Source organism: Pseudomonas fluorescens NCIMB 11764, from assembly GCF_000293885.2.
Taxonomy (GTDB): Bacteria; Pseudomonadota; Gammaproteobacteria; order Pseudomonadales; family Pseudomonadaceae; genus Aquipseudomonas; species Aquipseudomonas fluorescens_B.
This window is the reverse complement of sequence record NZ_CP010945.1, coordinates 1627225-1650628: the sequence shown is the minus strand read 5'-3', so window position 1 is coordinate 1650628 and position 23404 is coordinate 1627225. Positions and strand designations below refer to the sequence as shown.

The 23404-nt window shown below is 60.6% G+C and carries 23 protein-coding genes and 1 pseudogene; 8 read left to right on the top strand and 16 right to left on the bottom strand.

Features of this window, described 5'->3' with window-relative positions; genetic code table 11:
* Positions 1 to 8: 8 nt before the first annotated feature.
* The 7 genes from B723_RS07615 (at position 9) to B723_RS07585 (ending at position 6184) form a co-directional block, all read left to right on the top strand.
* Positions 9 to 491, top strand: a complete 483-nt coding sequence (locus tag B723_RS07615; protein WP_031318302.1) for a hypothetical protein — start codon at positions 9 to 11, stop codon at positions 489 to 491.
* Positions 488 to 1684: a beta-ketoacyl-[acyl-carrier-protein] synthase family protein gene (locus B723_RS07610; protein WP_017336153.1), complete on the top strand. Its 1197-nt coding sequence runs from the start codon at positions 488 to 490 to the stop codon at positions 1682 to 1684. The genes B723_RS07615 and B723_RS07610 overlap by 4 nt, the downstream gene beginning before the upstream one ends.
* Complete coding sequence (locus tag B723_RS07605) at positions 1681 to 2142, top strand: hotdog family protein (RefSeq protein WP_017336152.1); 462 nt, start codon at positions 1681 to 1683, stop codon at positions 2140 to 2142. The genes B723_RS07610 and B723_RS07605 overlap by 4 nt, the downstream gene beginning before the upstream one ends.
* Positions 2139 to 2867, top strand: a complete 729-nt coding sequence (fabG, locus tag B723_RS07600; RefSeq protein WP_017336151.1) for a 3-oxoacyl-ACP reductase FabG — start codon at positions 2139 to 2141, stop codon at positions 2865 to 2867. Before B723_RS07605 ends, fabG begins: the two co-directional genes overlap by 4 nt.
* A complete protein-coding gene (locus tag B723_RS07595) occupies positions 2867 to 4093 on the top strand; it encodes a beta-ketoacyl-ACP synthase (RefSeq protein WP_017336150.1) in 1227 nt (408 codons plus the stop codon). The genes fabG and B723_RS07595 overlap by 1 nt, the downstream gene beginning before the upstream one ends.
* A gap of 232 nt (positions 4094 to 4325) precedes the next feature.
* A complete protein-coding gene (locus B723_RS07590) occupies positions 4326 to 5474 on the top strand; it encodes a DUF2515 family protein (protein WP_017336149.1) in 1149 nt (382 codons plus the stop codon).
* Positions 5471 to 6184, top strand: a complete 714-nt coding sequence (locus B723_RS07585) for a hypothetical protein (RefSeq protein ID WP_017336148.1) — start codon at positions 5471 to 5473, stop codon at positions 6182 to 6184. Before B723_RS07590 ends, B723_RS07585 begins: the two co-directional genes overlap by 4 nt.
* Before the next feature lie 78 nt (positions 6185 to 6262).
* On the opposite strand, the gene B723_RS07580 is transcribed toward B723_RS07585, so the two are convergent.
* Positions 6263 to 6553: a DUF6124 family protein gene (locus B723_RS07580; RefSeq protein WP_017336147.1), complete on the bottom strand. Its 291-nt coding sequence runs from the start codon at positions 6551 to 6553 to the stop codon at positions 6263 to 6265.
* Positions 6554 to 6957: 404 nt separating this feature from the next.
* Positions 6958 to 7860, bottom strand: a complete 903-nt coding sequence (locus B723_RS07575; protein ID WP_017336146.1) for a LysR family transcriptional regulator — start codon at positions 7858 to 7860, stop codon at positions 6958 to 6960.
* A 166-nt stretch (positions 7861 to 8026) separates the two neighbouring features.
* Here B723_RS07575 and B723_RS07570 point away from each other — a divergent pair, with 166 nt between their 5' ends.
* The gene (locus tag B723_RS07570) at positions 8027 to 9256 is read left to right on the top strand and encodes an MFS transporter (RefSeq protein ID WP_414879995.1); all 1230 of its coding nucleotides are present in this window, start codon (positions 8027 to 8029) and stop codon (positions 9254 to 9256) included.
* A 79-nt stretch (positions 9257 to 9335) separates the two neighbouring features.
* Here the strand turns inward: B723_RS07570 and gspM are convergent, their stop codons facing one another.
* The 14 genes and pseudogenes from gspM to B723_RS07500 form a co-directional block, all read right to left on the bottom strand.
* The gene (gene gspM, locus B723_RS07565) at positions 9336 to 9767 is read right to left on the bottom strand and encodes a type II secretion system protein GspM (protein ID WP_017336144.1); all 432 of its coding nucleotides are present in this window, start codon (positions 9765 to 9767) and stop codon (positions 9336 to 9338) included.
* Positions 9764 to 10870 carry a type II secretion system protein GspL gene (gspL, locus tag B723_RS07560; RefSeq protein ID WP_017336143.1) on the bottom strand — a complete coding sequence of 369 codons (1107 nt, stop codon included), beginning with the start codon at positions 10868 to 10870 and terminating at the stop codon, positions 9764 to 9766. Before gspL ends, gspM begins: the two co-directional genes overlap by 4 nt.
* Complete coding sequence (locus B723_RS07555; RefSeq protein ID WP_017336142.1) at positions 10867 to 11718, bottom strand: type II secretion system protein GspK; 852 nt, start codon at positions 11716 to 11718, stop codon at positions 10867 to 10869. Before B723_RS07555 ends, gspL begins: the two co-directional genes overlap by 4 nt.
* Positions 11715 to 12257 (bottom strand): type II secretion system protein GspJ, encoded by a 543-nt coding sequence (locus tag B723_RS07550; RefSeq protein ID WP_017336141.1) that lies wholly within the window; start codon positions 12255 to 12257, stop codon positions 11715 to 11717. The genes B723_RS07555 and B723_RS07550 overlap by 4 nt, the downstream gene beginning before the upstream one ends.
* A complete protein-coding gene (gene gspI / locus B723_RS07545; protein ID WP_031318301.1) occupies positions 12250 to 12633 on the bottom strand; it encodes a type II secretion system minor pseudopilin GspI in 384 nt (127 codons plus the stop codon). The genes B723_RS07550 and gspI overlap by 8 nt, the downstream gene beginning before the upstream one ends.
* Positions 12626 to 13093 (bottom strand): type II secretion system minor pseudopilin GspH, encoded by a 468-nt coding sequence (gene gspH / locus B723_RS07540; protein WP_017336139.1) that lies wholly within the window; start codon positions 13091 to 13093, stop codon positions 12626 to 12628. The genes gspI and gspH overlap by 8 nt, the downstream gene beginning before the upstream one ends.
* A 3-nt stretch (positions 13094 to 13096) precedes the next feature.
* Positions 13097 to 13552: a type II secretion system major pseudopilin GspG gene (gene gspG, locus B723_RS07535; RefSeq protein ID WP_017336138.1), complete on the bottom strand. Its 456-nt coding sequence runs from the start codon at positions 13550 to 13552 to the stop codon at positions 13097 to 13099.
* A gap of 3 nt (positions 13553 to 13555) precedes the next feature.
* On the bottom strand, positions 13556 to 14764 hold the full coding sequence (gene gspF / locus B723_RS07530; RefSeq protein ID WP_017336137.1) for a type II secretion system inner membrane protein GspF: 1209 nt from the start codon (positions 14762 to 14764) through the stop codon (positions 13556 to 13558).
* A gap of 3 nt (positions 14765 to 14767) precedes the next feature.
* Positions 14768 to 16240, bottom strand: coding sequence for a type II secretion system ATPase GspE (gene gspE / locus B723_RS07525; RefSeq protein WP_017336136.1), 1473 nt, complete (start codon positions 16238 to 16240; stop codon positions 14768 to 14770).
* A pseudogene (gene gspD / locus B723_RS07520) lies at positions 16237 to 18165 on the bottom strand (type II secretion system secretin GspD). Before gspD ends, gspE begins: the two are co-directional and overlap by 4 nt.
* A gap of 8 nt (positions 18166 to 18173) precedes the next feature.
* Positions 18174 to 18647 carry a hypothetical protein gene (locus B723_RS07515; RefSeq protein ID WP_017336133.1) on the bottom strand — a complete coding sequence of 158 codons (474 nt, stop codon included), beginning with the start codon at positions 18645 to 18647 and terminating at the stop codon, positions 18174 to 18176.
* Between the two features lie 232 nt (positions 18648 to 18879).
* Positions 18880 to 20346, bottom strand: a complete 1467-nt coding sequence (gbpA, locus tag B723_RS07510; protein ID WP_031318298.1) for an N-acetylglucosamine-binding protein GbpA — start codon at positions 20344 to 20346, stop codon at positions 18880 to 18882.
* 292 nt (positions 20347 to 20638) lie between these two features.
* Positions 20639 to 21706 (bottom strand): uroporphyrinogen decarboxylase, encoded by a 1068-nt coding sequence (gene hemE / locus B723_RS07505; RefSeq protein WP_017336130.1) that lies wholly within the window; start codon positions 21704 to 21706, stop codon positions 20639 to 20641.
* 252 nt (positions 21707 to 21958) lie between these two features.
* Positions 21959 to 23377, bottom strand: coding sequence for an FAD-dependent oxidoreductase (locus tag B723_RS07500; RefSeq protein ID WP_017336129.1), 1419 nt, complete (start codon positions 23375 to 23377; stop codon positions 21959 to 21961).
* Positions 23378 to 23404: the final 27 nt, after the last annotated feature.

Here is a 23404-nt window from a genome sequence, read left to right as displayed (position 1 = left end):
CAAAATACATGCTGAGATATTTGCTGCTCGGCGCGGTCGTGTTGCTGAGCGCCTGCACCAGCCACGCGCCCTTGCCCGAGCAAACCCCGAGCGTGCCGTTGCCACAGCAACTGCACATCCAGCGGCTGCTGGACGGCCAGCGTCAGGATTGGGTGTTGGTGATTGCGCGTGAAGGCCCGGGCATTCGCTGGTCGATGATGGATTTGCTGGGCATTCCACAGGCACGTCAGAAACTGATCGACGGCAAATGGCAGGCTGACGGCTTGCTGCCACCGAATCCGGAAGCCCGTGAGTTGTTCGCCGCGTTGCTGTTTGCGCTCACGCCCAAAGATGAATTACAGGGCAACTATCCCGGCGCCTGGCAGCATGGCGCACAACGTTCCCTGCCGTCGCACTGGGAAGTCCGTTACTCACAATCGATGAGCTTTGAATTGAACGTGCCCAAAGGTCCGACGTATCAAGTCACGCCCCTGACCGGTGAAACGCCATGACCGCTTACCTCAACGCCCTCGGGGTGATCTGCGCCCTGGGCCGCAGCAAGCAGGAAGTTGCACACAACCTGTTCGCCGGCGATTGCTCCGGCATGCGCAGCGAGGCCGGCTGGGTGCCGGAACGCTCGTTGCCGGTGGCCGCGGTGCGCGGCGAACTGGCGCCGATCCCTGTGGAACTGGCGAAACAAAGCAGCCGCAACAACCAATTGCTGCTGGAAGCGGCGCTGCAAATTCGCGACGACATCGATCAAGCGATCCAGACTTATGGCCGTGATCGCATCGGCGTGATCCTCGGCACCAGCACCTCCGGCATCGATGAAGCCAGTCATGGGTTGGCTCATTACATCCGCGAGGATCAGTTCCCTGTCGATTACGACTACCAGCAACAGGAACTCGGCGCACCGGCGAATTTTCTTGCCGACTGGCTGCAACTCAGCGGCCCGGCCTATGTGATTTCCACCGCGTGCACCTCCAGCGCCCGGGCGCTGATGAGTGCCCAACGCCTGCTGGACCTGGGCCTGTGCGACGCGGTGCTGTGCGGCGGCGTCGACACGTTGTGCAAGCTGACCCTCAACGGCTTCTCGGCGCTGGAGGCAGTGTCCGAACAACGCTGCAACCCGTTCTCGGTGAATCGTCATGGCATCAACATCGGCGAAGCCGCCGTGCTGTTCCTGATGACGAAAGTGGCTGGCGACGAACCGTCGATTGCCCTGTTGGGCAGTGGGGCGAGTTCCGATGCGCACCACATTTCCGCACCGGAACCGACCGGCCGTGGCGCCCTGCAGGCGATGCGCAAAGCCTTGAGCCGGGCGAGCCTGCAACCTGAACAGATCGGTTACCTGAATCTGCACGGCACCGCCACTCAGCACAACGACGCCATGGAAAGCCTGGCGGTGTCGGCATTGTTCCCGGCCGGCGTACCCTGTTCGTCGACCAAACCGATGACCGGCCACACCCTCGGTGCGGCCGGCGCATTGGAAGCGGCGTTCTGCTGGTTGAGCCTGAGCGCTGACAATCAACACCATGCGTTGCCGCCACATGTCTGGGACGGCCAGCCCGACCCCGATCTGCCGGCCCTGAATTGGGTGACCCCGGCCGATCGCCTGGCGTCCATTGCACCTCGCTACCTGATGAGCAATTCCTTTGCCTTCGGGGGCAATAACGTCAGCCTGATTATCGGAGACGCCCCATGATTGACTGGCCGCTCGCCGAACTGCTGCCGCACGCTGGCGACATGATCCTCATCGATCAGATCCTGGCGTTCGATGACGAGCAGATCCACACCCGCCTTACCGTCAAGCCCGATGGCCTGTTCAGTCGTCCCGACGGCAGCCTGCCGGCGTGGGTCGGCATCGAATTGATGGCCCAGAGCGTGGCCGCCTTCGCCGGTTGCCATGCGCGCCAGCGGGGCGACGGTGTGGAGCTGGGCTTCCTGCTCGGCACCCGTAAATTTGAATGCAACGTCGAATATTTTCCCGCCGGCACCGAGCTGACCATCCACGGGATGCGTTCGCTGGAAGACGACAACGGCATGGGCGTGTTCGAATGCCACATCAACGCCCCCGGCATTCACGCCACCGCTCGTCTGAACGTGTTTCGTCCGCCGCAAGCCGCCCAATACCTTAATGAAACCCCAGGAGTCCGGTCATGACTGAATCCGTACTGGTCACCGGCTCCAGCCGTGGCATCGGCCGCGCCATCGCCTTGCGTCTGGCCCGGGCCGGGCATGACATCGTGCTGCATTGCCGCAGCGGTCTTGCGGACGCCGAGGCCGTGAAGATCGAAGTCGAAGCCTTGGGCCGCAACGCGCGCATCCTGCAATTCGATGTGTCCGACCGCGCCAGTTGCAAAGCCATTCTCGAAGCCGACGTAGAAAGCCACGGCGCCTACTACGGCGTGGTGCTCAACGCCGGCCTGACACGCGACGGTGCTTTTCCAGCGCTGAGCGAGGATGATTGGGATGTGGTGATGCGCACCAACCTCGACGGTTTCTACAACGTGCTGCACCCGGTGATGATGCCGATGATCCGTCGTCGCGCCGCCGGACGCATCGTTTGTATCACGTCGGTTTCGGGGTTGATCGGCAATCGCGGGCAGGTCAACTACAGCGCCTCCAAGGCCGGTTTGATCGGCGCGGCAAAAGCGTTGGCGATCGAACTGGGCAAGCGCAAAATTACCGTCAACTGTGTCGCCCCGGGCTTGATCGACACCGCCATGCTCGACGAAAACGTGCCAGTGGAAGAACTGATGAAAATGATCCCCGCACAGCGCATGGGCACCCCGGAAGAGGTGGCCGGCGCGGTGAATTTCCTGATGTCGGCGGAAGCGTCGTACATCACCCGGCAGGTGCTGGCCGTCAACGGAGGCCTGTGCTGATGAAACGCGTCGTCGTCACCGGCATGGCCGGCATCACCTCATTGGGCAGCGATTGGGCAACCATCGCCGCCAACTTCGCGGCCAACCGCAGCGGCATTCGCCGGATGGACGAATGGGATCGCTTTACCGAACTCAACACACGCCTGGCCGGGCCCATCGATGACTTCAAGGTACCGAGCCACTGGACCCGCAAACAACTGCGCAGCATGGGCCGGGTTTCGCGCCTGGCCGTCGGCGCGGCGGAGCAGGCGTTGGCCGATGCAGGTTTGCTGGGTGACGAGTCGATCAAGGACGGCCGCATGGGCGTCGCCTGCGGCTCCTCCACGGGCAGCACCGACGAGATCAAGGCGTTCGGCAACATGCTGCTCAACTCCGTGGCCGAAGGTCTGAACGCCAACTCCTATGTGCGCATGATGCCGCACACCACGGCGGCGAACATCAGCATCTTCTTCGGCCTCACCGGCCGGCTGATCCCGACCTCCAGCGCCTGCACCAGCGGCAGCCAGGGCATCGGTTATGCCTACGAATCGATCAAGTTCGGGCGTTTGCCCTTGATGCTTGCCGGTGGGGCCGAGGAGCTATGCCCCACCGAAGCCATGGTCTTCGATGCGCTTTACGCCACCAGCCTGAAAAACGATGCGCCACAGACGTCCCCGCGCCCCTACGACAGCGGTCGCGATGGCCTGGTGATCGGGGAAGGCGGCGGCATGCTGGTGCTTGAAGAACTGGAGCACGCACTGGCGCGCGGCGCGCATATTCATGCCGAACTCGTCGGTTTCGGCAGCAACGCCGACGGCCAGCACACCACGCGTCCAGAGCAGTCCACCATGCGCCGGGCCATGGAACTGGCGTTGGAAGACGCCGGTTTGCAGCCGTCGGACATCGGCTACGTCAACGGTCACGGCACCGCGACTGAACAGGGCGACATCGCCGAAACGCTGGCCACCAGTTCGCTGTTCGGTGAGCACATGCCGATCAGTTCGCAGAAGAGCTTCCTCGGCCACACACTCGGCGCCTGCGGTGCTTTGGAGTCCTGGTTCAGCATCGAAATGATGAACAGCAACCTGTACGCGCACACGTTCAACCTTGATGAAGTCGATCCCAATTGCGGCAAGCTCGATTACCTGCGCGGCGAGTTTCGGCAGATGAGTAATCAGTATGTGATGAACAATAATTTTGCGTTTGGCGGGGTTAATACGTCGTTGATTTTTCGGCGGTGGGCCTAAGCAAAATCAAACGATCGCCGCCTGCAGCAATCGTTTGATTCACCACAGCAAGAAACATGGATTTCCTACGATGAACGAGGCACTTGAGGATATTTCCTACCCGCTTCATCGTAATTTCCTCGCACTTTGCGCATCTCGTCTGCCAGTGACGTCTGATTTTGGGTCCGCGTGATCTGGGCGGGATTTATGGCTGTTAGGGTTCAGGCATTTCCTGACAAGCGACCCTCCAGCCATGACCCAATGCTTCAAAGAACACCCCAGCGATAATCAGCGCCTGAACCACAACAGCACGCCCGTTGCTGACTGTGAATGCAAAGAAGAACTGCTTTACGGCGTCAAGACCATGGTGACCAAGGTCCCCATCCTCACGTGCGCATGCCTTTGGCGCATCTACCAACGCCAAGCCGAAGACATCGTTGCCCCTGGCGGCGTGCTGATTGCTGATCCGGTGGAACGCAACCGAGTGATCAACGCAGCCTATGCCCGGCTGTGGTTGCATGATTCGCGGTTTCAGTGGGCCGGGCTTGCTGCATTTGCTTCCAAGCAGGTTGGCTGCGGACTGCTGCATGCGGCGGACACCATTGGACATATTGGCGCGGAACATCAATCCCGACAGCGCGTGCGAGATAGCCGTAGTGAATTCGGGTTGTTTACAGCTGACAGGATGGCCGAACAGGCCGAAGCGCTGCGTGACTACAAAGAAGCCGATGCGCGTAACCCGGTTCCGTCCGTAGATCTCCGTTTCAAGGGAAATGACTTGTCGTTGGTGCAGCAACAGTTCCGGCATGTGTACGACATGATGGCACTGGGGAACACCACGCTGTTTCTGGATATTTTCCCGCTGCATGAGTTCTATGCGAAGCGAGGCTTGAAGGAGTTGAAGAAATGTCTGGAAGCGCGAGCGGGGATTTACGGACATCCGAAGTGGTCAGTGCTTTGGCCTGCGGGGCAGAAAAAGCTCCGCTTTGGACAATTTCATCAGGAAATCTTTCGTGCTTTCGAGTTGATTGATGAAGGGGATATTGCCCAAAGCGTGGAGTTTCTGGCGTGGCATGAGCAGCGCAATATCCTCCAGCCAGCCATTTACGAGGACCAGCAATTGGTGGCCTTGCTGCGTACCAATCATGCTGCCTACGTGACCGGTTTTCCCTCTGGCGTGGCTCAGGCTATCGAGTTGACCCTCACGAGCCAATGCCAAAGCGTTAAGGACGAACGCACCATCGGCTTTAGTTCCAACCCGCTGGCGGACTTGTCGAACATCAAGCAGCGCATGCCTTTCGTACTCCGGGCGGCGGCGAGGTTCGATGAGATGCTAAACGACAGCAACCGAGGGGCATTAGAGCAGTCGATTCGAGAAATCGCCTCCGGTGGCGAGGCATGAACTTGCGCAGCTGGCGCCGAGGAGCAGGCTGGTTGCTTCTGGCTGTTTTGGCGCTGGCCGCCATACACCAACTGAGACAGCCTTTGTGGGATGAACCGGAAGTCGCCGTGGAGATAGGCGGAACGTATGAAGAGATGCGTAATCGCTCTTCAGCCTCTTTTAGCCCGTTAATCCGTGGGCACCTGTGGCTCGGAGTTCCTATGGTGGATGCACGAATGCGATTCATCGACCCGCAGTTCGGGTTCGTCACGCCTCTGGCTCGCTTTTTCACGGTTGGGTTCGACGACAATGTCATTGACGACATCCGCATGTCCCCTCAAATAGAACCGTTGCTGCTCGACGACGCCCTTAAGGTCGTTCTCGACTTACAGAACCAATGGCGCGAAAAAGGCTGGGTGGCGAGGGGCCTGCGGAGCAACCCCACCATCGCCGATACACCCGAATGGCGAGCGTGGCTTCGGGACAGTGAGCGATCAGGGAGATCCTTTTGGCAGGCAGGAGACAAGTATCAAGCAATGCTGCTTCTAGGACAGTTTAGTGATTCCAGAAATCCGACCGAAGAACGCTATCTCATTACTCTTTCGGTGGCCAAGCCGTGGGTACCCTTCGATGAAATTGAAGCAGACTGGGAGCAGGTGTACTCGCTGTGCCTTGGCAGTCCCAAGCCATCGCCGATTCCCGAGTGTGAAGCACTCAGTGAGAAACGTTGAGTTCTCGGCGATGGCCTGGTTGCCCAGGATCTTTAGAGCCTCACAAGCCCCTCTCGGAACGATCAATCGAGTGCTGAGCTAGGGTGGGTCAAGGTTATCCAGCACCCGGTTCACCGCCAGTTCCCCGAGCATGATCGACTGTTGAATGCCCAGCAGTGTGTTGCTTTGCGATCCCTCCAGATACCTCGCGAAATCACTCGCCATGACGTTGGCAGATGCCAGGGATTCACAGGCGTATTCGAGTAGGGTCTGGTTGTCGATGTCGGGGGCGATGAGGAAGATTTTGCTTGGTTGGCGTGTTTCGGAATCTGTTGATACGGATGGAGTGACCGGATCGGAATCCGGCGGATTCGGAGTTGGCTTGGACATTGGGAAGGTCTTCCTGTTAGTAGTGCTGCAACCTGTCTCGCTACTAAACGGAAGGGTGGCAGCTGTACGCAAGTTAGTAGACCGGACACCGACCCAAATCCGGCGCACCCAAGGGCGCCATGCGCACAGCTACCATCAAGTGCAGGCGTATGCCTGACTGATCGACGCTTATGCATTTTTTTGGGAAGGAAAACCGGGCTACTAAACCCGATCACTGGGAATCAGTGACACGAATCAAGTTACCGATGCTCCCCAAAGCGCACAAGCCGGCGGATTCTGGCGTAGTTGTAGGCGCTGCCGCAAGCTGCTGTAGCCTCCCGGAACACGTCTTAGGAAACGTCCCACAACCACCGCTGACACGATGCAAAAACTGTAGGAGCCGGCTCCTACAGGTTTGTGTTCGGTCACGATTGGAGGGGTTCTACCTTACGCGTCAACAACTCCACAAACGCCTTGGCCATCGGCGACTTCTGATCCTTGCGCTGCACCAGCCACACGGCCGAAACCGCTTCCGGGTCGAGCAACGGCCGATAGACCACGCCATCAATCCGCATCCGCTGATAAGACGCCGGCAACACCGACACCCCCAACCCCGCCGCCACCAGACCGATGATCGTCATGGCCTCACCCGCCTCTTGGGCAAAGTGCGGGCTGAAACCGGCGTCCCGCGCCAGGCTGAGCAACTGCGCATACAGACCACTGCCATAACTGCGCGGGAAAAATACGAACGGTTCGAGCGCCAACGCCGACAGGAACAATCCCGCTTCACTGTCCTGCACCAGCGGATGCTTGGAACTGAGCACGGCGACCAGCGGCTCGCGCATCAACTCCACCACGCTGAGCGAATCCGGCAAACCTAACGGGCGCATGATCCCGACTTCGATCGACTCGTCCACCAGCGCTTCGGCCACCTGGGTGCTGCTCATTTCCCGCAGGTTCAGGTGCACCGCCGGAAAACGCTGGCGAAATGAAAAAATCGCCTGAGGGATGGTCGAGTTGAACGGTGCCGACGAGGTGAAACCGATTTTGAGTTCGCCCAACTCACCGAGCTGCGCCCGTCGCGCCACATCCGCGGCTTTGTCGACCTGCGCCAGCACCAACCGCGCCTCTTCCAGAAACAATCGCCCGGCTTCACTGAGCTCGACCCGACGATTGGTACGCTCGAACAATCGTGCGCCGACCTCCTGCTCCAGCGCCTGAATCTGCTGACTCAACGGCGGTTGCGAGATGCCCAGCACCTGGGCGGCGCGGCCGAAGTGCAGTTCTTCGGCGACGGCAATGAAGTAGCGCAGGTGACGCAATTCCATGAAACCCCCATTAGGTCGCAAAACCTCTTAAACAGGTCGAACAATATATTGGATTGAATCATTAGGCAGCTATATGCTTTTTTCATTGCCTGACCGGCTGCCTGCCCCGAGGTCTGACGTGAAAACTGCTGTCGCCCCACTCGCCCATGAAGTTCCGCCCGCCGCGCTGGATGATGCCGTGGCTGAGCTCAAGGAAATCTACATCGAAAAAGGCACGCCGATGTTCATGCGCACGGTGCTGGCCCTGTTCTCCGGCGGCTTCGCGACTTTCGCGCTGCTGTACTGCGTGCAGCCGATGATGCCGCTGCTGTCCCACGAATATTCCATCAACGCGGCGCAGAGCAGTCTGATTCTTTCAGTGGCCACCGGCATGCTCGCCATCGGCTTGCTGATCACCGGCCCGATCTCCGACCGTGTCGGGCGCAAACCGGTGATGGTGACGGCGCTGTTCGCCGCGGCGCTGTGCACCATCGCCAGTTCGATGATGCCGAGCTGGCACGGCGTGCTGGTAATGCGCGCGCTGATCGGGTTGTCGTTGAGCGGCCTGGCGGCGGTCGCCATGACGTACCTGAGCGAGGAGATCCATCCGCAACACATCGGCCTGGCGATGGGCCTGTACATCGGCGGCAATGCCATCGGCGGGATGAGCGGACGCTTGATCACCGGGGTGTTGATCGACTTCGTCAGCTGGCACACGGCGATGCTGGTGATCGGCGGCCTGGCGCTGATCGCGGCGGCGGTGTTCTGGAAAATCCTTCCCGAATCACGCAACTTCCGCGCCCGCTCACTGCACCCGCGCAGCCTGCTCGACGGCTTCACCATGCACTTTCGCGACGCCGGCCTGCCGTTGTTGTTTCTCGAAGCCTTTGTGCTGATGGGCGCGTTTGTCACGCTGTTCAACTACATCGGTTATCGCCTGCTGGCCGAGCCGTACCACATGGACCAGGCCTTCGTCGGGCTGCTCTCGGTGGTGTACCTGTCGGGCATCTACAGCTCGGCGAAAATCGGTGCATTGGCCGACAAGCTGGGCCGACGCCAGGTGCTCTGGGCCACCATCGTGCTGATGCTCGCCGGCCTGGCCCTGACGATGTTCACGCCACTGCCCATGGTGATCATCGGCATGCTGATTTTCACCTTCGGCTTCTTCGGCGCTCACTCGGTGGCGAGCAGCTGGATTGGGCGCCGCGCCACCAAAGCCAAGGGGCAGGCTTCGTCGCTGTATCTGTTCAGCTACTACGCCGGGTCGAGCATCGCCGGCACAGCGGGCGGGGTGTTCTGGCACCTGGGCGGATGGAACGGGATCGGGTTGTTTATCGGGGCGTTGCTGGTGGTGGCGTTGTTGATCGCGTTGAAACTGGCAAAATTACCGCCGTTGCCGGGGGCTGCACAGGTTTAGACCCTGCCCCTTGTGTGAGCGAGCCTGCTCGTGAAAACCCCCAGGCACCTGCGCAGTGGGCAATCCCAACCCACCGCAACTACCTGAGCACCACCCGCGCCTCAAGCACCGCATCACGCCTTTCCAGCACCAGCGATTGCACCACAGCCCCATCCCGCTCAGCACGATCCAGCCATTGCAGCAGCGTCTTCGCATCACCGCTGAGGGTCAAACGCAGCAAGTTGTTATCGGCATCCATCTGATGCAGTTCGAGGCCCGCCGCTGTGGCACTTTCGCTGATACGCAGCGACAAGGGCTGGTCAGCAACGACCGCAACGGTGCTTCGGGGTTGCGCCCGTTGCAACTGCGCCGCCAAGGCCCGTTGCTGTTGATGACCGCGTTCGACGGCTTCCAGACGCTGACGGGTCGGCTGCCAGATCAGGCTGAACACCGCGACAACCAGCAAAAATACGCCCACGGCCAACAGCAGTCGCTGCTCACGATTGGACAGGCGTTGCCAGACGGTTTTCATGAGTTGTCCTCCACAACCAATGTCGCCTGTACCCGATTGCGCTCTCTGCTCGCACTGTCGAGCCTGACCGGCACACCTTGCTGCCGTCCGCGCTCACGCAGTTGCTCAAGCTCGGCAAAACTGTTGGCAGTCAGCCGGACTTTCCAGCCGTCGCCTGTACGAAATTCGATACGCTGAACTTCAACATGACTCGCGCCGATGACCTGCTCGATCAGCCCCACCAAACCGGCGATACGTGTCTTCTCCGGTTCGGCGGTCTGGTTCTGCAGCACCTTGAGTTGCGTCGCCAGGTCTACGATGCGGCTCTGGTCAGGGTAAAGGGCCTTGAACCGCTGCTCGTTCTGGCTGTAGAGCCGCCGGGTTTCACCCTCGATAAAATGGATTCGCGTGGCGCTGGCACCCCAGGTCAGCAGCAATAGCATCAGTAACGCCAATCCACCGAAATGCCAGGGCAGACGTTTGCCGCGAGGGGCGAATGCTCCTTGCAGCAGGTTGATGGCCTGGGGGTGGCGAAGGGTCAGGCACTGGTCGACATCGACCGCATCGTGACGCTCGTCGACCCACCGGATATCCGGGGGCAATGCCGGTCTCAGCGAGGTCAACCCGTCATCCGACACCGCCACGCGAGCCGGCATTGCGCCGCCAAGCAACCATCGACCGAACCAGCGCACGACGACCGCCTGAGCCCCGGGCAACACATCGGCATCGACAAAGACAGAACGGACGCCAACCCCCGCCTCCGCCAGCAGCGCGAGCACAGCGGCAAATCGCTCTCGACCGATCACCATCACCGGATAGCGCCCTTCCCGGTCGCGAGCGCCAATGCCCAGGTGCAATTTCTCCAGCGCGTCACTCAGCTGATCTTCAACGGCAAACGCAATGGCTTGCGCAGCGGGCTGACGCCTGGAAGGCCACGGATCGCTGCGCACCCAACTGCACATTTCCATGGGCAACAACAGATCGACCGTCTGCCCGTTCAGTGACTGCGCGGCTTGATTCAATGGCATGAACTGGCGTTGGCCGGTCGAAGGCCACAGGCAGCACGGCCAGTCGGTCGACGGCTCGGTCAGGCCCTCGGCGGTCAGGTAAAGCCAGGTGTTCATCGCGGCATCTCATGGGTACTCGAAGGAAGAAGACGTCTTTGCAGGATCTTGAATTGGTGCGTGTCGGGGTCTCGCTCGACATCAGTGGCCAGGCGCAAACGGTTTTGGCCCTGAATGACCTGCACTGTGATCCGGAACCAGCGGCTGCCGGTGCCCAGCCCATGTCTGCTCACACCTGCGCCGGAGAGCAGCGGGTCTTGAGTAAAGGCCTGAACGCTCGCCCATGCAGTGGCCGATTGCTGACGGACCAGCGCGTCGGCTGTCGTCGCTTCCACGCCATCGAGCATCCTCAATACCAGCGCAGGCGCGGTGTTGATGTTCAGCGCGGCCTCTGTGGGAAGCACCGCGACCCAGGGCTCCAGTTGACGCAACAGCTGGCCGTCGACACCTGGAAGCAGGCGCAGCTGGCTCAGTTCTTGTAATGCGCCGACCTGACTCAATTGCAGCGGCGCAAGATCGAGTAGCTCGAGCAAGCGTCCCCAACGATCAAGGGTGACCTGATCTATCTGACCCTGGGTCAACAATGAATTGAGATTGAATCGCCCGGCGAGGTCTTCGATATCGACGCGCAACTGCACGCCCTCGATGTCGAAGTCGGGCGCCGTCCGCGCCCAGTCCTGAGTCAGGTCAACGTTTTTTTGCGAAGCACGCGCGGCGTCCTGTAGCTGTAAAAGCGCCCAGGTTTCACCGGCACCCGCCAGTTGCCGCAAGTGAACGTAATGCATCGCTTGCCCGCTGCCTTGCAACGACAGTCGATGACTGCGCAGCATGCCGCTGGTGATCAACAACGCCAGACTCACGACCAGCAACACACTGATCAGCGCGATGCCCCGTTGACGCCCGTTCATGGCAAGACGCCCGGCAACAGCAACACCCGACGGATCGCCTCGAAACGGCCTGCCGACACTTGCAGTTCCACTGCCATCGGTGCCTTCGCGTCTCGCCCCGACGGCCCCTCGCTGCGCCATCCGGTTTGACGATCAAACAAACGCCAGCTCACGTCCCGCACATCGTCGAGCAGTCGTTGCCGTTGCATGAGGGGCGTGCCCTCGCCTTGGCTTTCACGCCACAGCACACCGTTTTCGAGTCGGTACGTCAGTGTCTGGCGCTCGCTGCGGGGCTGGTCCAGAGGATTGCGCCAGTGGCTGCGCTGCAACTGCAGCCCCATTGGCTGGAGCACGACTGGCTGTTCGGTAACCTGCAACACGTCCCGCTCAATCACCGCCACCGCCCGTTGCAGGCGTCGAAACTCACGCTCGTGGGCTGTCGTGCCCTGCTGTGCACGCACGACGCCATCGAACAAGCCCCAACTGGCCAGGCCGAGCAAAGCGAATATCGCCATGGCGATCACCAGCTCCAGCAAGGTGAAACCGGATTGCCTATTCATGACGATCAGGTATCCAGCCGCTGGCGCGGTGCAGTGTTTGTTCGCGACCGGAAAGGCTGACGTCAACGTCGACCTTGAGCAGACGCGGGTCAGTCGATGCGCTGATGTGCTGGCGCAGCAGCCAGTCGCGGCGATCCATATGCACCACGCGCTGCTGTTGACCGAGGGGCAGCCCCGGTTGCAGGCGCAGTTCGTTCAAATGGTTATCGGCCAACCAGGTGGCGAAGAGGCGTTCCTCGACCGCCCCGGTCTGTTTCAACACGTACTGGCTCGCCGACAGCACGGCCGCCGCCAGTGTGGCGAAGACCGCCAGGGCCACCATGATTTCCAGCAGTGTGAATCCACACGTGCGTGCCCGAGACAGGCCCTTAACCATCAATCACTGCCTCACCCAGTCCATCGCTCGAAAGGCTCAGGAGCGTGCTGTCCCGGGTCGCGAACGTCAGCGTAAAGGCGCTGGTTTCATCGCTGCTGAGCATCAATAATTGCGGCAGTCCTTCATCGGCACCCAGCATAAGGGAATGCCCATCCTGTTCAAGGTGTAGCCGCAAGGTGTCGGGCCACTTGTAAAACGCAGCCACCGGCTCCCAGCCTCGAGCATCGAGGCGCATCGCGCGGTAACCGCTGTCACTGATCCGCAGGCCGTATTCCTCGCCATCCAGCACCGCCCGCTCACGCAGCTGTTGAATCAGACCTGCCATCCCGTGCGCCTCGTGCCGCGCCTGACGCACCGGATTCGGGCCGCCGACCAGACTCACCATGCACAGCAGCACGCCGATCACAACGATCACGATCATCAACTCGAGCAAGGTAAACCCGCGGCAACGTTGGCGCATGAATCAGTCGCCCCAATTGCCGATATCGGTCGCATGCCCTTCGCCGCCCACCACGCCATCGGAGCCCAGGGAATACAAGTCGTAGCTGCCGTCGATCGACTGCACACCAGGATTGAGAAACTGATAAGGCGTGCCCCACGGGTCGACCGGCAGGTTTTTCAGGTAACCCTGAGGGTTCCAGTTCCTCGCCGCCGGCAGGCCCGAAGGACGTTTGCTCAAGGCTTCCAGCCCTTGCTGCGTCGAGGGGTAGTGGAAGTTGTCGAGGCGGTACATTTCCAGGGCGGTGGCAATGGCCTGGATATCAATTTTTGCTGCGGTGACCTTGGCCTGGTCGGGCCGGCTCATGAACTGCGGCACCACGATGGCCCCCAGCACGCCGATGATCACGACCACCACCATGATTTCGATCAGGGTAAAACCGCGTTGCCCGCGGCGCGAGTTGCTGCGTAGAGGTTGCATGGATCAATTCACCAATTGGTTGAGGCTGAGTATCGGTAGAAGAATGGCCATGACGATCAGCAGCACGACGCCGCCCATCAGCACCAGCATGGCCGGTTCAAAGAGGCTCACAACCAGCGCGATGCGCGCCGCCAGGCTGTTTTCCTGCTGTTCGGCGGCCCTTACCAGCATGTGATCGAGTTCGCCCGCGCGCTCGCCGCTGGCGATCATGTGCAGCATCATCGGCGGGATATCGCCGCTGAGTTCCAGGCCCCGGGTCAGGGTTCCGCCTTCACGTACGGAGCGGGCAACATCGACCATGCGCGCACGAATGGTCAGATTGCCGATGACAGCGGCAGCGATTTCCAGCGCGTCCACCAGCGGCACGGCGCTTTTTCCGAGGATCGCCAGGGTGCTGGCAAACCGCGCGGCTTCCATCGCCCGCAGCACCTCACCGGCTACCGGCAGCTTCAAGGCCAGGCGATGCCAGCGCAGGCGCCAGGGCGGCTGGCGCAAACTCCAGCGCCAGAGGCCGATCAACGTCGCCAGCACGCCCATCAATGCCAGGAAATGGTTACGCAGACCGTCGCTCAACCCGATCAGCGCCTGCGTCAGCCAAGGCAACGGCTGGCCACTGTCGACGAAGATTTTCACCACGTCCGGCACCACATAACCGAGCAGGAAACCCACGATCGCCACGCTCGCCAGCATCAGGATCATCGGGTAGACCAAGGCCATCTGGATTTTCTGCCGCGATGCCTGGCGCGCCTGGGTGTAAGCCGCCAGCTGTTCGAGCACATGACCCAAGTGCCCGGAACGCTCGCCGGCCGCGACGGTGGCGCGAAACAACTCGGGGAACGCCTTGGGAAACAGCCCCAGCGCGGTTGAAAGGGCATGCCCTTCCATCACCCGGCTGCGGACCGCCGACAACAGGCCGGCGACCTTGCGCCTGGCGCTCTGTCTGGTCACTGCTTCCAGTGCTTCTTCCAGGGGCAGACCCGCCTGAACGAGCGTGGACAACTGCAGCGTCAACAGCGCCAGTTCTGCCGCCCCCAGCCGCCCACTGCGCGGTTGCGCACCGGTAGCGCCGCCCGTGTTGACCTCATTCAATTCACGCGGCCACAAACCGCGCTCGCGCATCAGCTGTCGTGCATGACGCGGGCTGTCGGCTTCCAGTCGGCCCTTGCAGCGTCGGCCCTGGGCATCATCAGCGCGGTATTCGAACGTCGGCACTCGCTAGTCCTCCTGAGTCACGCGCAGTAACTCGTCAAGGCTGGTCACGCCGTCGAGCACCCGTTGCCGACCGTCCTGAAACAAACTGCGGGAGACCTTGCGCGTCTCATCGATCAACGCCTGCTCACTGGCGCCCTGATGAATCAGCGTCGACACGGCCGGCGTGACGCTGATCAGTTCGTAGATCCCGATACGCCCGCGATAACCGTGCTGGCACTGCTCACACCCCACGGCGCTGAAGAGCTGCGGTGGCGCCGCCACATCGAGCCCGAGACGCTGACACATGGCCGCATCGGCGCGAAACGACGCCTTGCAATGCGGGCACAACGTACGCAGTAAACGTTGAGCCAGGATGCCCACCAGCGACGACGCGAGCAGGTAGGCATCAACCCCCATGTCCACCAGCCGTGTCACCGCGCCCACCGCGCTGTTGGTGTGCAGCGTCGAGAGCACCAGGTGCCCGGTCAGCGAGGCCTGGACGGCGATTTCCGCCGTTTCGCGATCACGGATTTCGCCGACCATCACCACATCCGGATCCTGACGCAGAATCGCCCGCAAGCCTCGGGCAAAGGTCATGTCCACTTTCGGATTGACCGGCATCTGCCCAACACCCGGCAGGTGATATTCGATGGGGTCTTCGACCGTCAGGATGTTGCGCGTCTGGTCATTCAGGCTGCTCAGCGCGGCATACAGACTGGTGGTCTTGCCGGAGCCGGTGGGCCCGGTCACCAGCAGAATGCCGTGGGGTTTTCCGAGCAACTGGCGCAACGCCGCGAGGGTGTCGGGAGGCATGCCGAGTCGCTGCAACTCCAGGCGCCCGGCCTGTTTGTCGAGCAACCGCAGCACCACCCGCTCACCGTGCGCCGACGGCAATGTCGAGACCCGCACATCGACTTCGTGCCCGGCCAGTCGCAGGGCCATTCGACCGTCCTGCGGGATACGTTTTTCAGCGATGTCCAGACGCGCCATGACCTTGATCCGCGACACCAGCAACGTCGCCAATTCACGCCGCGGCCTGAGCATTTCGCGCAACTGCCCGTCGACCCGCATGCGCACCGACAGAGTGTGCTCGAAGGTTTCAAGGTGCACGTCCGAGGCCTGCTCGCGCACGGCTTCGCTGAGCAGGGCGTTGATCAGCCGGATGATCGGCGCGTCGCCCTGCTGTTCCAGCAAGTCGGCGGTCTGCGGGACCTGATCGACAAGGCTGAGCAGATCCAGTTCGTCATCCAGGCCCTGGGCCACCTGCTCCGCCGCGCTTTGACCGTCACGGTAAGCAGCGGCCAGACGTGCTGCGAAGACCTCGGCATCCAGCACCTGGATCGGCAGATTCCACCCGCACATCCGGCGTGCTTCCGACAGGGCTGTCAGCGGCGTATCGGCTCGCAGCACCAGGCTCGAATCGGGCCCCTCGCTCGCCAGCAAAACACCGAAACGCCGGGCGAAACCGAAGGGCAACTGTTCGATTTTTCCGCTCATGGCGAAACCGGGGTCTGCTTGCGCAAATCAAACACCGGCGCATCAGGGGCCGGGTCGAACAACTGGCGCGATTCTGCCGGTAGCAATAACGAGTTGTTCCCGTGCGCCCCCGGCTGGCTCAGCTTGCGCAGCGCGTCGTATCGCTGTTGGCTTACATCCGCCAGATCTTCCTTGCTGCGCACGATGGTGGGCCGCAAAAAGACCATCAGGTTGCTTTTGGTTTGCGTATCCCGGGTCCAGCGAAACAGCGCGCCTAGATAAGGAATATTGCGCAGCAGCGGCACGCCGCTTTGCTGGGTACGAACGCTGTCGCGGATCAAACCGCCGATCACGATGATCTCGCCATCGTCGGCGAGAATGGTGCTCTTGAGTGCACGCTTGTTGGTGATCAGGTCGGAAGAATCGATTCCTGACACCGACGGCGCAATGTCCGACACCTCCTGCTCCACTTCCAGGCGCAACGTCGAACCTTCGTTGATGTACGGCTTGATCTTCAGGCTGATGCCGACGTCCTTGCGCTCGACGGTGGTAAACGGGTTGCCCGCCCCGTTGCTGTTGGTGGCGTAGGACCCGGTCTTGAACGGTACGTTCTGGCCGACGATGATTTCCGCTTCCTGATTGTCCAGGGTCAACAGGCTCGGCGTGGAAAGCAGATTGCTATGGGTATTGCTGGCCAACGCCGAAATCAACGCGCCAAAACGGTCATTGCCCAGTTTCAGGAGCGCGCCTTCCGGCGCCTATTTTTTCTCGTCGAAAGTCAGCCCGCCAATGATCGGAATATCGGTGCCGGGGAAGTTGATAAAGCCTTTCGCGTCGCCGCTGCTGATGCCCCACTGGACGCCTACGGCTTCGGCGATGTCTCCCGAGATTTCGACGATAGCGGCATGGATCAACACTTGGGCCCGGGGCTGGTCCAACTGGCGCACGATGTTTTCGATGGTGCGGATTTGCGCGGGCTCGGCGATCAGCACCAGCGCATTCTGGCTTTCGTCGGCCTTGATCATGAACGTCGCGCCGGACGAGCCATCCTTCACGGCGCCCAGGTTCGATGCCTGTTTTCGGCTCTGCCCCATCATTTCCAGAACGTCGGCCAATTGCTTGGCATCGCTGTGGCGCAAACGGATGACCCGGGCATTGTCGAGGGATGCAGTGGCGGGCGTATCGAGACTGCGTGCGAGGTCGATCAGGCGCTGACGCACCGACGGTGGACCAATGAGGATCAGTCGATTGGTCCTGGTGTCGGCAAGCACCTGGATCGGCGTATCGGCGGCGCGCTTGCCCAGTGAAGACTCAATGATCGTCATCACGTCGGCGGCCTGGGCGTGATGCATCTGCACCACGGCATGCAGGTTGTTCTGCCCCGCATCCAGCTGACCCACAACCTTGGCAATACGACCCACATTGGCAGCCGTATCGGTGACGACCAGCGCATTCGCCGACACCGACGGGCCGACGTAACCATTGACCGACACCAGCGGCCGGACCAGCCCGGCAATATCGGAGGCGCTGCTGGTGTTCAATTCAATGACCCGGGTGACAAACTGCGATGCCGTGACGTTTGTCGCGGTGCTCTGGCCTGCACGGGTTTTCGCTTCGGTGACCGGCGTGATCAGAATGCGGTCACCTTCGTCGATCACCGTAAAGTTATGGGCATCGAGTACCGAATAAAACAACCGGCGAACGCCCTCGCGATCGAGGGCCTGGCGGGACATGACGGTGATGCGCCCGGAGACTCTGGGGTCGAGCACCACTGTGGTCCCGAGAATGTTCGAGATTTCTTCGACGATGTCGCGCAACTCGGCATTGTTCATCGCCAGTTGCCATTTTTCTTCCTCGGCTTGCAACGTGTCGTGAAAGAACGTCGTCGCCAAAGCGACCAGAAAAAGAAGGATGCGCAAGGGATACGCGCCGATGAAGCTGTTCATGGGTGTGATCACTCTGACTGCCCGGAAAGAGGGCGTAGAAAACGCGTAGAACTGACCGGTGTCGGTGGTTGGGATGGCGAGTCGAGTTGGCGCAGGAAACTCGCGGAAGAGCTCTGCAACGTCAGCACCTCTTCTCGACCCTTGTTCCACAACACCGCTTGATTCACCTCGACGCGACGCAGGACGCTGCCGCCCGGCAACTGATCCCCCACCTGGTAAATCCGTGAGCCTTGAGCGTCCGCCAGCAACGCTCTGGACAAGCCTGTGTCGAGGACAAAACTGGCCTGCAAGGTCAGCGCTTCGGCACTGGGCAGCAACGAGGTTTCAGTCGCCAGACCGAGCACCGTTGCGACCGCTGTGGTATCGAGGGGCGCACGGGGCGTTGGCGCCGGTAAGGTCGCAGCGAACGACAACGGCGGGGCGAGAGTTTTGCGAAAACCCCACTCCTGCCACGCCAGAAACGTTGCGTAACCTGCGGACATAACCAGCAGGCAGAGTGTGCTCAAGCGCCTGCTCACTCGAGTCGCTCACTTCGAACGCGGGCCACATAAAAGCCGAAAATCAGGGTCCAGGCGATGAGTGCCACCGATAACCAGTGCAGCCATACGCGTTGGGTGGAATAACCCAAAACCGTCATTTTTCAACTCGATTTTCTACAAGAGGATGAACCCTCAGGCGATCCATTCGCGGATCGCCTGAAGGGTTACGGCGGGCTTAAAGCTTGTCCCACGCCATGTGCCAGTGCGCCCCTACGCCAGGTTCAAAACCATTGGCGGTCGGGCTGTATTGCTTGCAGTAGCCGGACTCGGGGAACGGCTTGCATTCGAAGACTTCGTTGGTCTTCGGTTGCAGCACTTTGGTACCGGCGGTGTATTCGCCGAGGCCTTCAGGGAACACGAAGTCATGCTCGACGCCAGCGCCTTCACCGGTCATGTTGGTCGGCTGGGTATCCTGGCGAGTGGTACGGCCATCCAGGGTGGTGCCGACCAGTGTCAGCGTGTGTTGGCCAGGGTTACTGCGCACATCCAGGGTCAACGTCGTCGAGCCGCTGTCCACCTGTGCAGAGGTGGTGCCGACCGGCTTGTTGTTCTCATCGAACAAGGTCGCTTCAACGTTCATCTTGCGATTGGAGATCATGCTGAAACCGACCTTGGCCAGGCCTTTCTCCAGAACGTATTCAGCTTGCTGAGAAGCTACCGACATGCGTGCTGCAGCGTCTTCCTTCATGTCCAGTTGAACTTCGAAACGGGTCACGCCGCTTTCTTTTTGGGCATAAAGGGTGTTGTTACCCCGGACCGGTTCGATGTTGCCGCTCTCACCACGAATACCGGCGCGGATGAGGGTGTGAGTGGCGTTGATCTTTTCTGCCAGTTTGAACGCCCAGTTGTTTGGCAAGCCTTCTTCGGCAGTGGCGATGGCGATTTCCACGTCGTAATCCGGGCTAACGCCATTGGCGGAGAATGCACGGGCCTTGACCTTGTCGCCGATCAGCAATTCGGTCGACGGTGCGATACCGCCAACGGAAGACCAGCCGCCCGGCAACTCTGCTTCGGCAATAATGTTCACATCGGCCGGGTTGTAGAACGCTGCGTCGGTGTCTCCAACCGTCCAGACCGCCAGAATCACATGCTGGCCGGACTTGTCTGTCGGGATGGTGCAGTTGTGCTTATCACCCGATCCAGGCTTCTGATTACCACCCTCAATGGTGCAGAACGGCGTGCTTTCAAAGGTGGCCCGTTTCAGCGACTCGTTCGGATTCCAGCCGTTGCGAGTGATGAAGTATTCGTGTTTGGTTGCCGGGTGAACCGCGGTGTAGCGCCATTGGAAATCGATGTTGCGGTCCTTGATTTCCGTCAGATGCCAACGGGTGGCGGACTGGGCATCCATCGCGGAGAACGATGGATGACCGCCACTCGGAATCTTGCCGTCGATCGGCCCTTGCAGAGGAGCACCACCTGCACCCGCCGGAAAGCCTTTGAACGTTTCGCCGACACTTTGAGGTTCGTATTGCGCGGGGCCACAGTGGGTGTTCAAGCCTTTCTGGCAAAGCAATGCCCGCGAAGGTGGCACTTCAAGATAGCCATGGGCAGCAACAGTTTGAGACGCCAACATTGCCGATAACAGGATCATTGGAGAGGCGCATGCGGTTAGTGCACCTCCCTTGCGGAATTTTTTTTTCATCACTGCGTTCCAGACTACTTATCGAAAATTAAGGCGCCTTGCGGGCGCCACTGTTCGTAGTGCCGCTCGGTGTGCGGCACCAAACGAAGGGCTGGAACCTTACCGGGATGAACGCGTTTTCTATGTAGGACAAGTCTTCGCTTACATGAGGATTGATCTCTCTCTTCACTCATCTGACAAAGAGAGAGAAATTTCTTACAGATGAAAACGCATCAGGCTGGCATACGTTTTTCAGGCATAAAAAAAGCCTGTCCGGCGTTGACCGGACAGGCTTGATGAAACGCGGGTATGACTACTCGTGATACTGCGCCGACAACTCATGCACCGCGCGCAGGAACGCACCCGCATGCTCGGGATCGACCTCCGGGGTGATGCCATGTCCGAGGTTGAACACGTGACCGCTGCCCTTGCCATAACTGGCGAGGATCCGGCCGACTTCGGTGCGAATGGCTTCCGGTTTGGCGTAGAGCACCGTCGGGTCCATGTTGCCTTGCAACGCGACCTTGTTGCCGACGCGATCGCGGGCGTTGCCGATGTCGCACGTCCAGTCCAGGCCCAGCGCATCAGCACCCGCGTCGGCGATGCTTTCCAGCCACAGGCCGCCGTTCTTGGTGAACAGGATGACCGGAACCTTGCGGCCTTCGTGTTCGCGGATCAGGCCGCTGACGATTTTGCGCATGTAGGCCAGGGAGAATTCCTGATACGCCGCCGCTGAGAGGTTGCCGCCCCACGTGTCGAAAATCTGTACCGCTTGCGCGCCGGCCATGATCTGGCCGTTGAGGTAGGACGTGACCGACTGCGCGAGCTTGTCCAGCAGCAGGTGCATGGCTTGCGGGTTGTCGTAGAGCATGGCTTTGGTCTTGCGGAAGTCTTTCGACGAACCGCCTTCGACCATGTAGGTAGCCAACGTCCATGGACTGCCGGAGAAACCGATCAGCGGCACACGGCCGTTCAGTTCGCGGCGAATGGTGCTGACCGCGTCCATCACGTAGCCGAGGTCTTTGTGCGGGTCAGGAATCGGCAGGGCTTCGATATCGGCCATCGTGCTGACAACTTTCTTGAAGCGCGGGCCTTCGCCGGTTTCGAAGTACAGGCCTTGGCCCATGGCATCCGGGATGGTGAGGATGTCCGAGAAGAGGATCGCCGCGTCCAGTTGCGGATAGCGGTCGAGTGGCTGCATGGTGACTTCGCAAGCGAACTCCGGGTTCATGCACAGGCTCATGAAATCACCGGCCTTGGCACGGCTGGCGCGGTATTCCGGCAGGTAGCGACCGGCCTGACGCATCATCCACACAGGGGTGACGTCTACGGGTTGCTTGAGCAGGGCGCGAAGGAAACGGTCGTTCTTCAGGGCAGTCATGTCGGCATCCGGAAAAAAAGTGCGGGCATTTTCTCAGAGCGCGAGGCAAAAGGCACGGTTGCAGGTCAGCCTTTTGTCTATCGGGTCAATTTGTCGCAACAAATACGCAGATTTCAGCAACACCCGCAAACCAATGTGGGAGCTGGCCGGCCAGCGATGCGGCCACCTCGGTGATCAGTCAGACCGAGGTGATGCTATCGCTGGCCGGCCAGCTCCCACAGGGTTACTGCCTGTCAGGTCTGGACCGTCGGGTTAGACGCCCAGGTAATCCAGAATCCCTTCAGCCGCATTGCGGCCTTCGAAGATCGCCGTCACCACCAGGTCAGAGCCGCGAACCATGTCGCCACCGGCGAAGATTTTCGGGTTGCTGGTCTGGTGCTTGTACTGACCTTGTTCCGGCGCCACAACACGGCCCTGGCTGTCGGTCTGGATACTGAACTGCTCGAACCACGGCGCCGGGCTCGGGCGGAAGCCGAAAGCGATAACCACAGCGTCGGCCGGGATGATCTCTTCGGAACCCGGGATCGGCTCGGGGCTGCGACGGCCACGGGCGTCCGGTTCGCCGAGACGGGTCTCGACCACCTTCACACCTTCGACCTTGTCTTCGCCAACGATGGCGATCGGCTGGCGGTTGTAGAGGAATTTCACGCCTTCTTCCTTGGCGTTCTTCACCTCTTTGCGCGAGCCCGGCATGTTCGCTTCGTCACGGCGATACGCACAGGTCACCGACTTGGCGCCCTGGCGGATCGAGGTACGGTTGCAGTCCATCGCCGTGTCGCCGCCGCCCAGCACCACAACCTTCTTGCCTTTCATGTCGACGAAATCTTCCGGCGACTTTTCGAAGCCCAGGTTGCGGTTGACGTTGGCGATCAGGAAGTCGAGCGCGTCATGCACGCCCGGCAGATCCTCACCGGCAAAGCCGCCCTTCATGTAGGTGTAGGTGCCCATGCCCATGAACACGGCATCGTATTCTTCGAGCAGTTGCTCGACGGACACGTCCTTGCCCACTTCGGTGTTCAGGCGGAACTCGATGCCCATGCCGGTGAAGACTTCGCGACGATTGCTCAGCACGGTCTTTTCCAGTTTGAACTCGGGAATGCCGAAGGTCAGCAGACCGCCGATTTCCGGGTTCCTGTCGAACACCACCGGGGTCACGCCGCCGCGTACCAGCACGTCGGCACAGCCGAGGCCGGCAGGGCCTGCGCCGATGATCGCGACACGTTTGCCGGTCGGCTTGACCTTGGACATGTCGGGGCGCCAGCCCATGGCGAACGCGGTGTCGGTGATGTACTTCTCGACCGAACCGATGGTCACCGCGCCGAAACCGTCGTTAAGGGTGCAGGCACCCTCGCACAGACGATCCTGCGGGCACACCCGGCCGCAGACTTCCGGCAGGGTGTTGGTCTGGTGTGACAGCTCGGCGGCCTGAAGGATGTTGCCCTCGGCCACCAGTTTCAGCCAGTTCGGAATGAAGTTGTGCACCGGGCACTTCCATTCGCAATACGGGTTACCGCAACCCAGGCAACGGTGGGCCTGATCGGCCGAATGCTGGGGTTTGAAGGGTTCGTAGATCTCCACGAACTCTTTCTTGCGTTGACGCAACAGTTTCTTCTTCGGATCTTTGCGCCCGACGTCGATGAACTGGAAGTCGTTATTCAGACGTTCAGCCATTGTTAAAACCTCATCAAACTGTTCAGG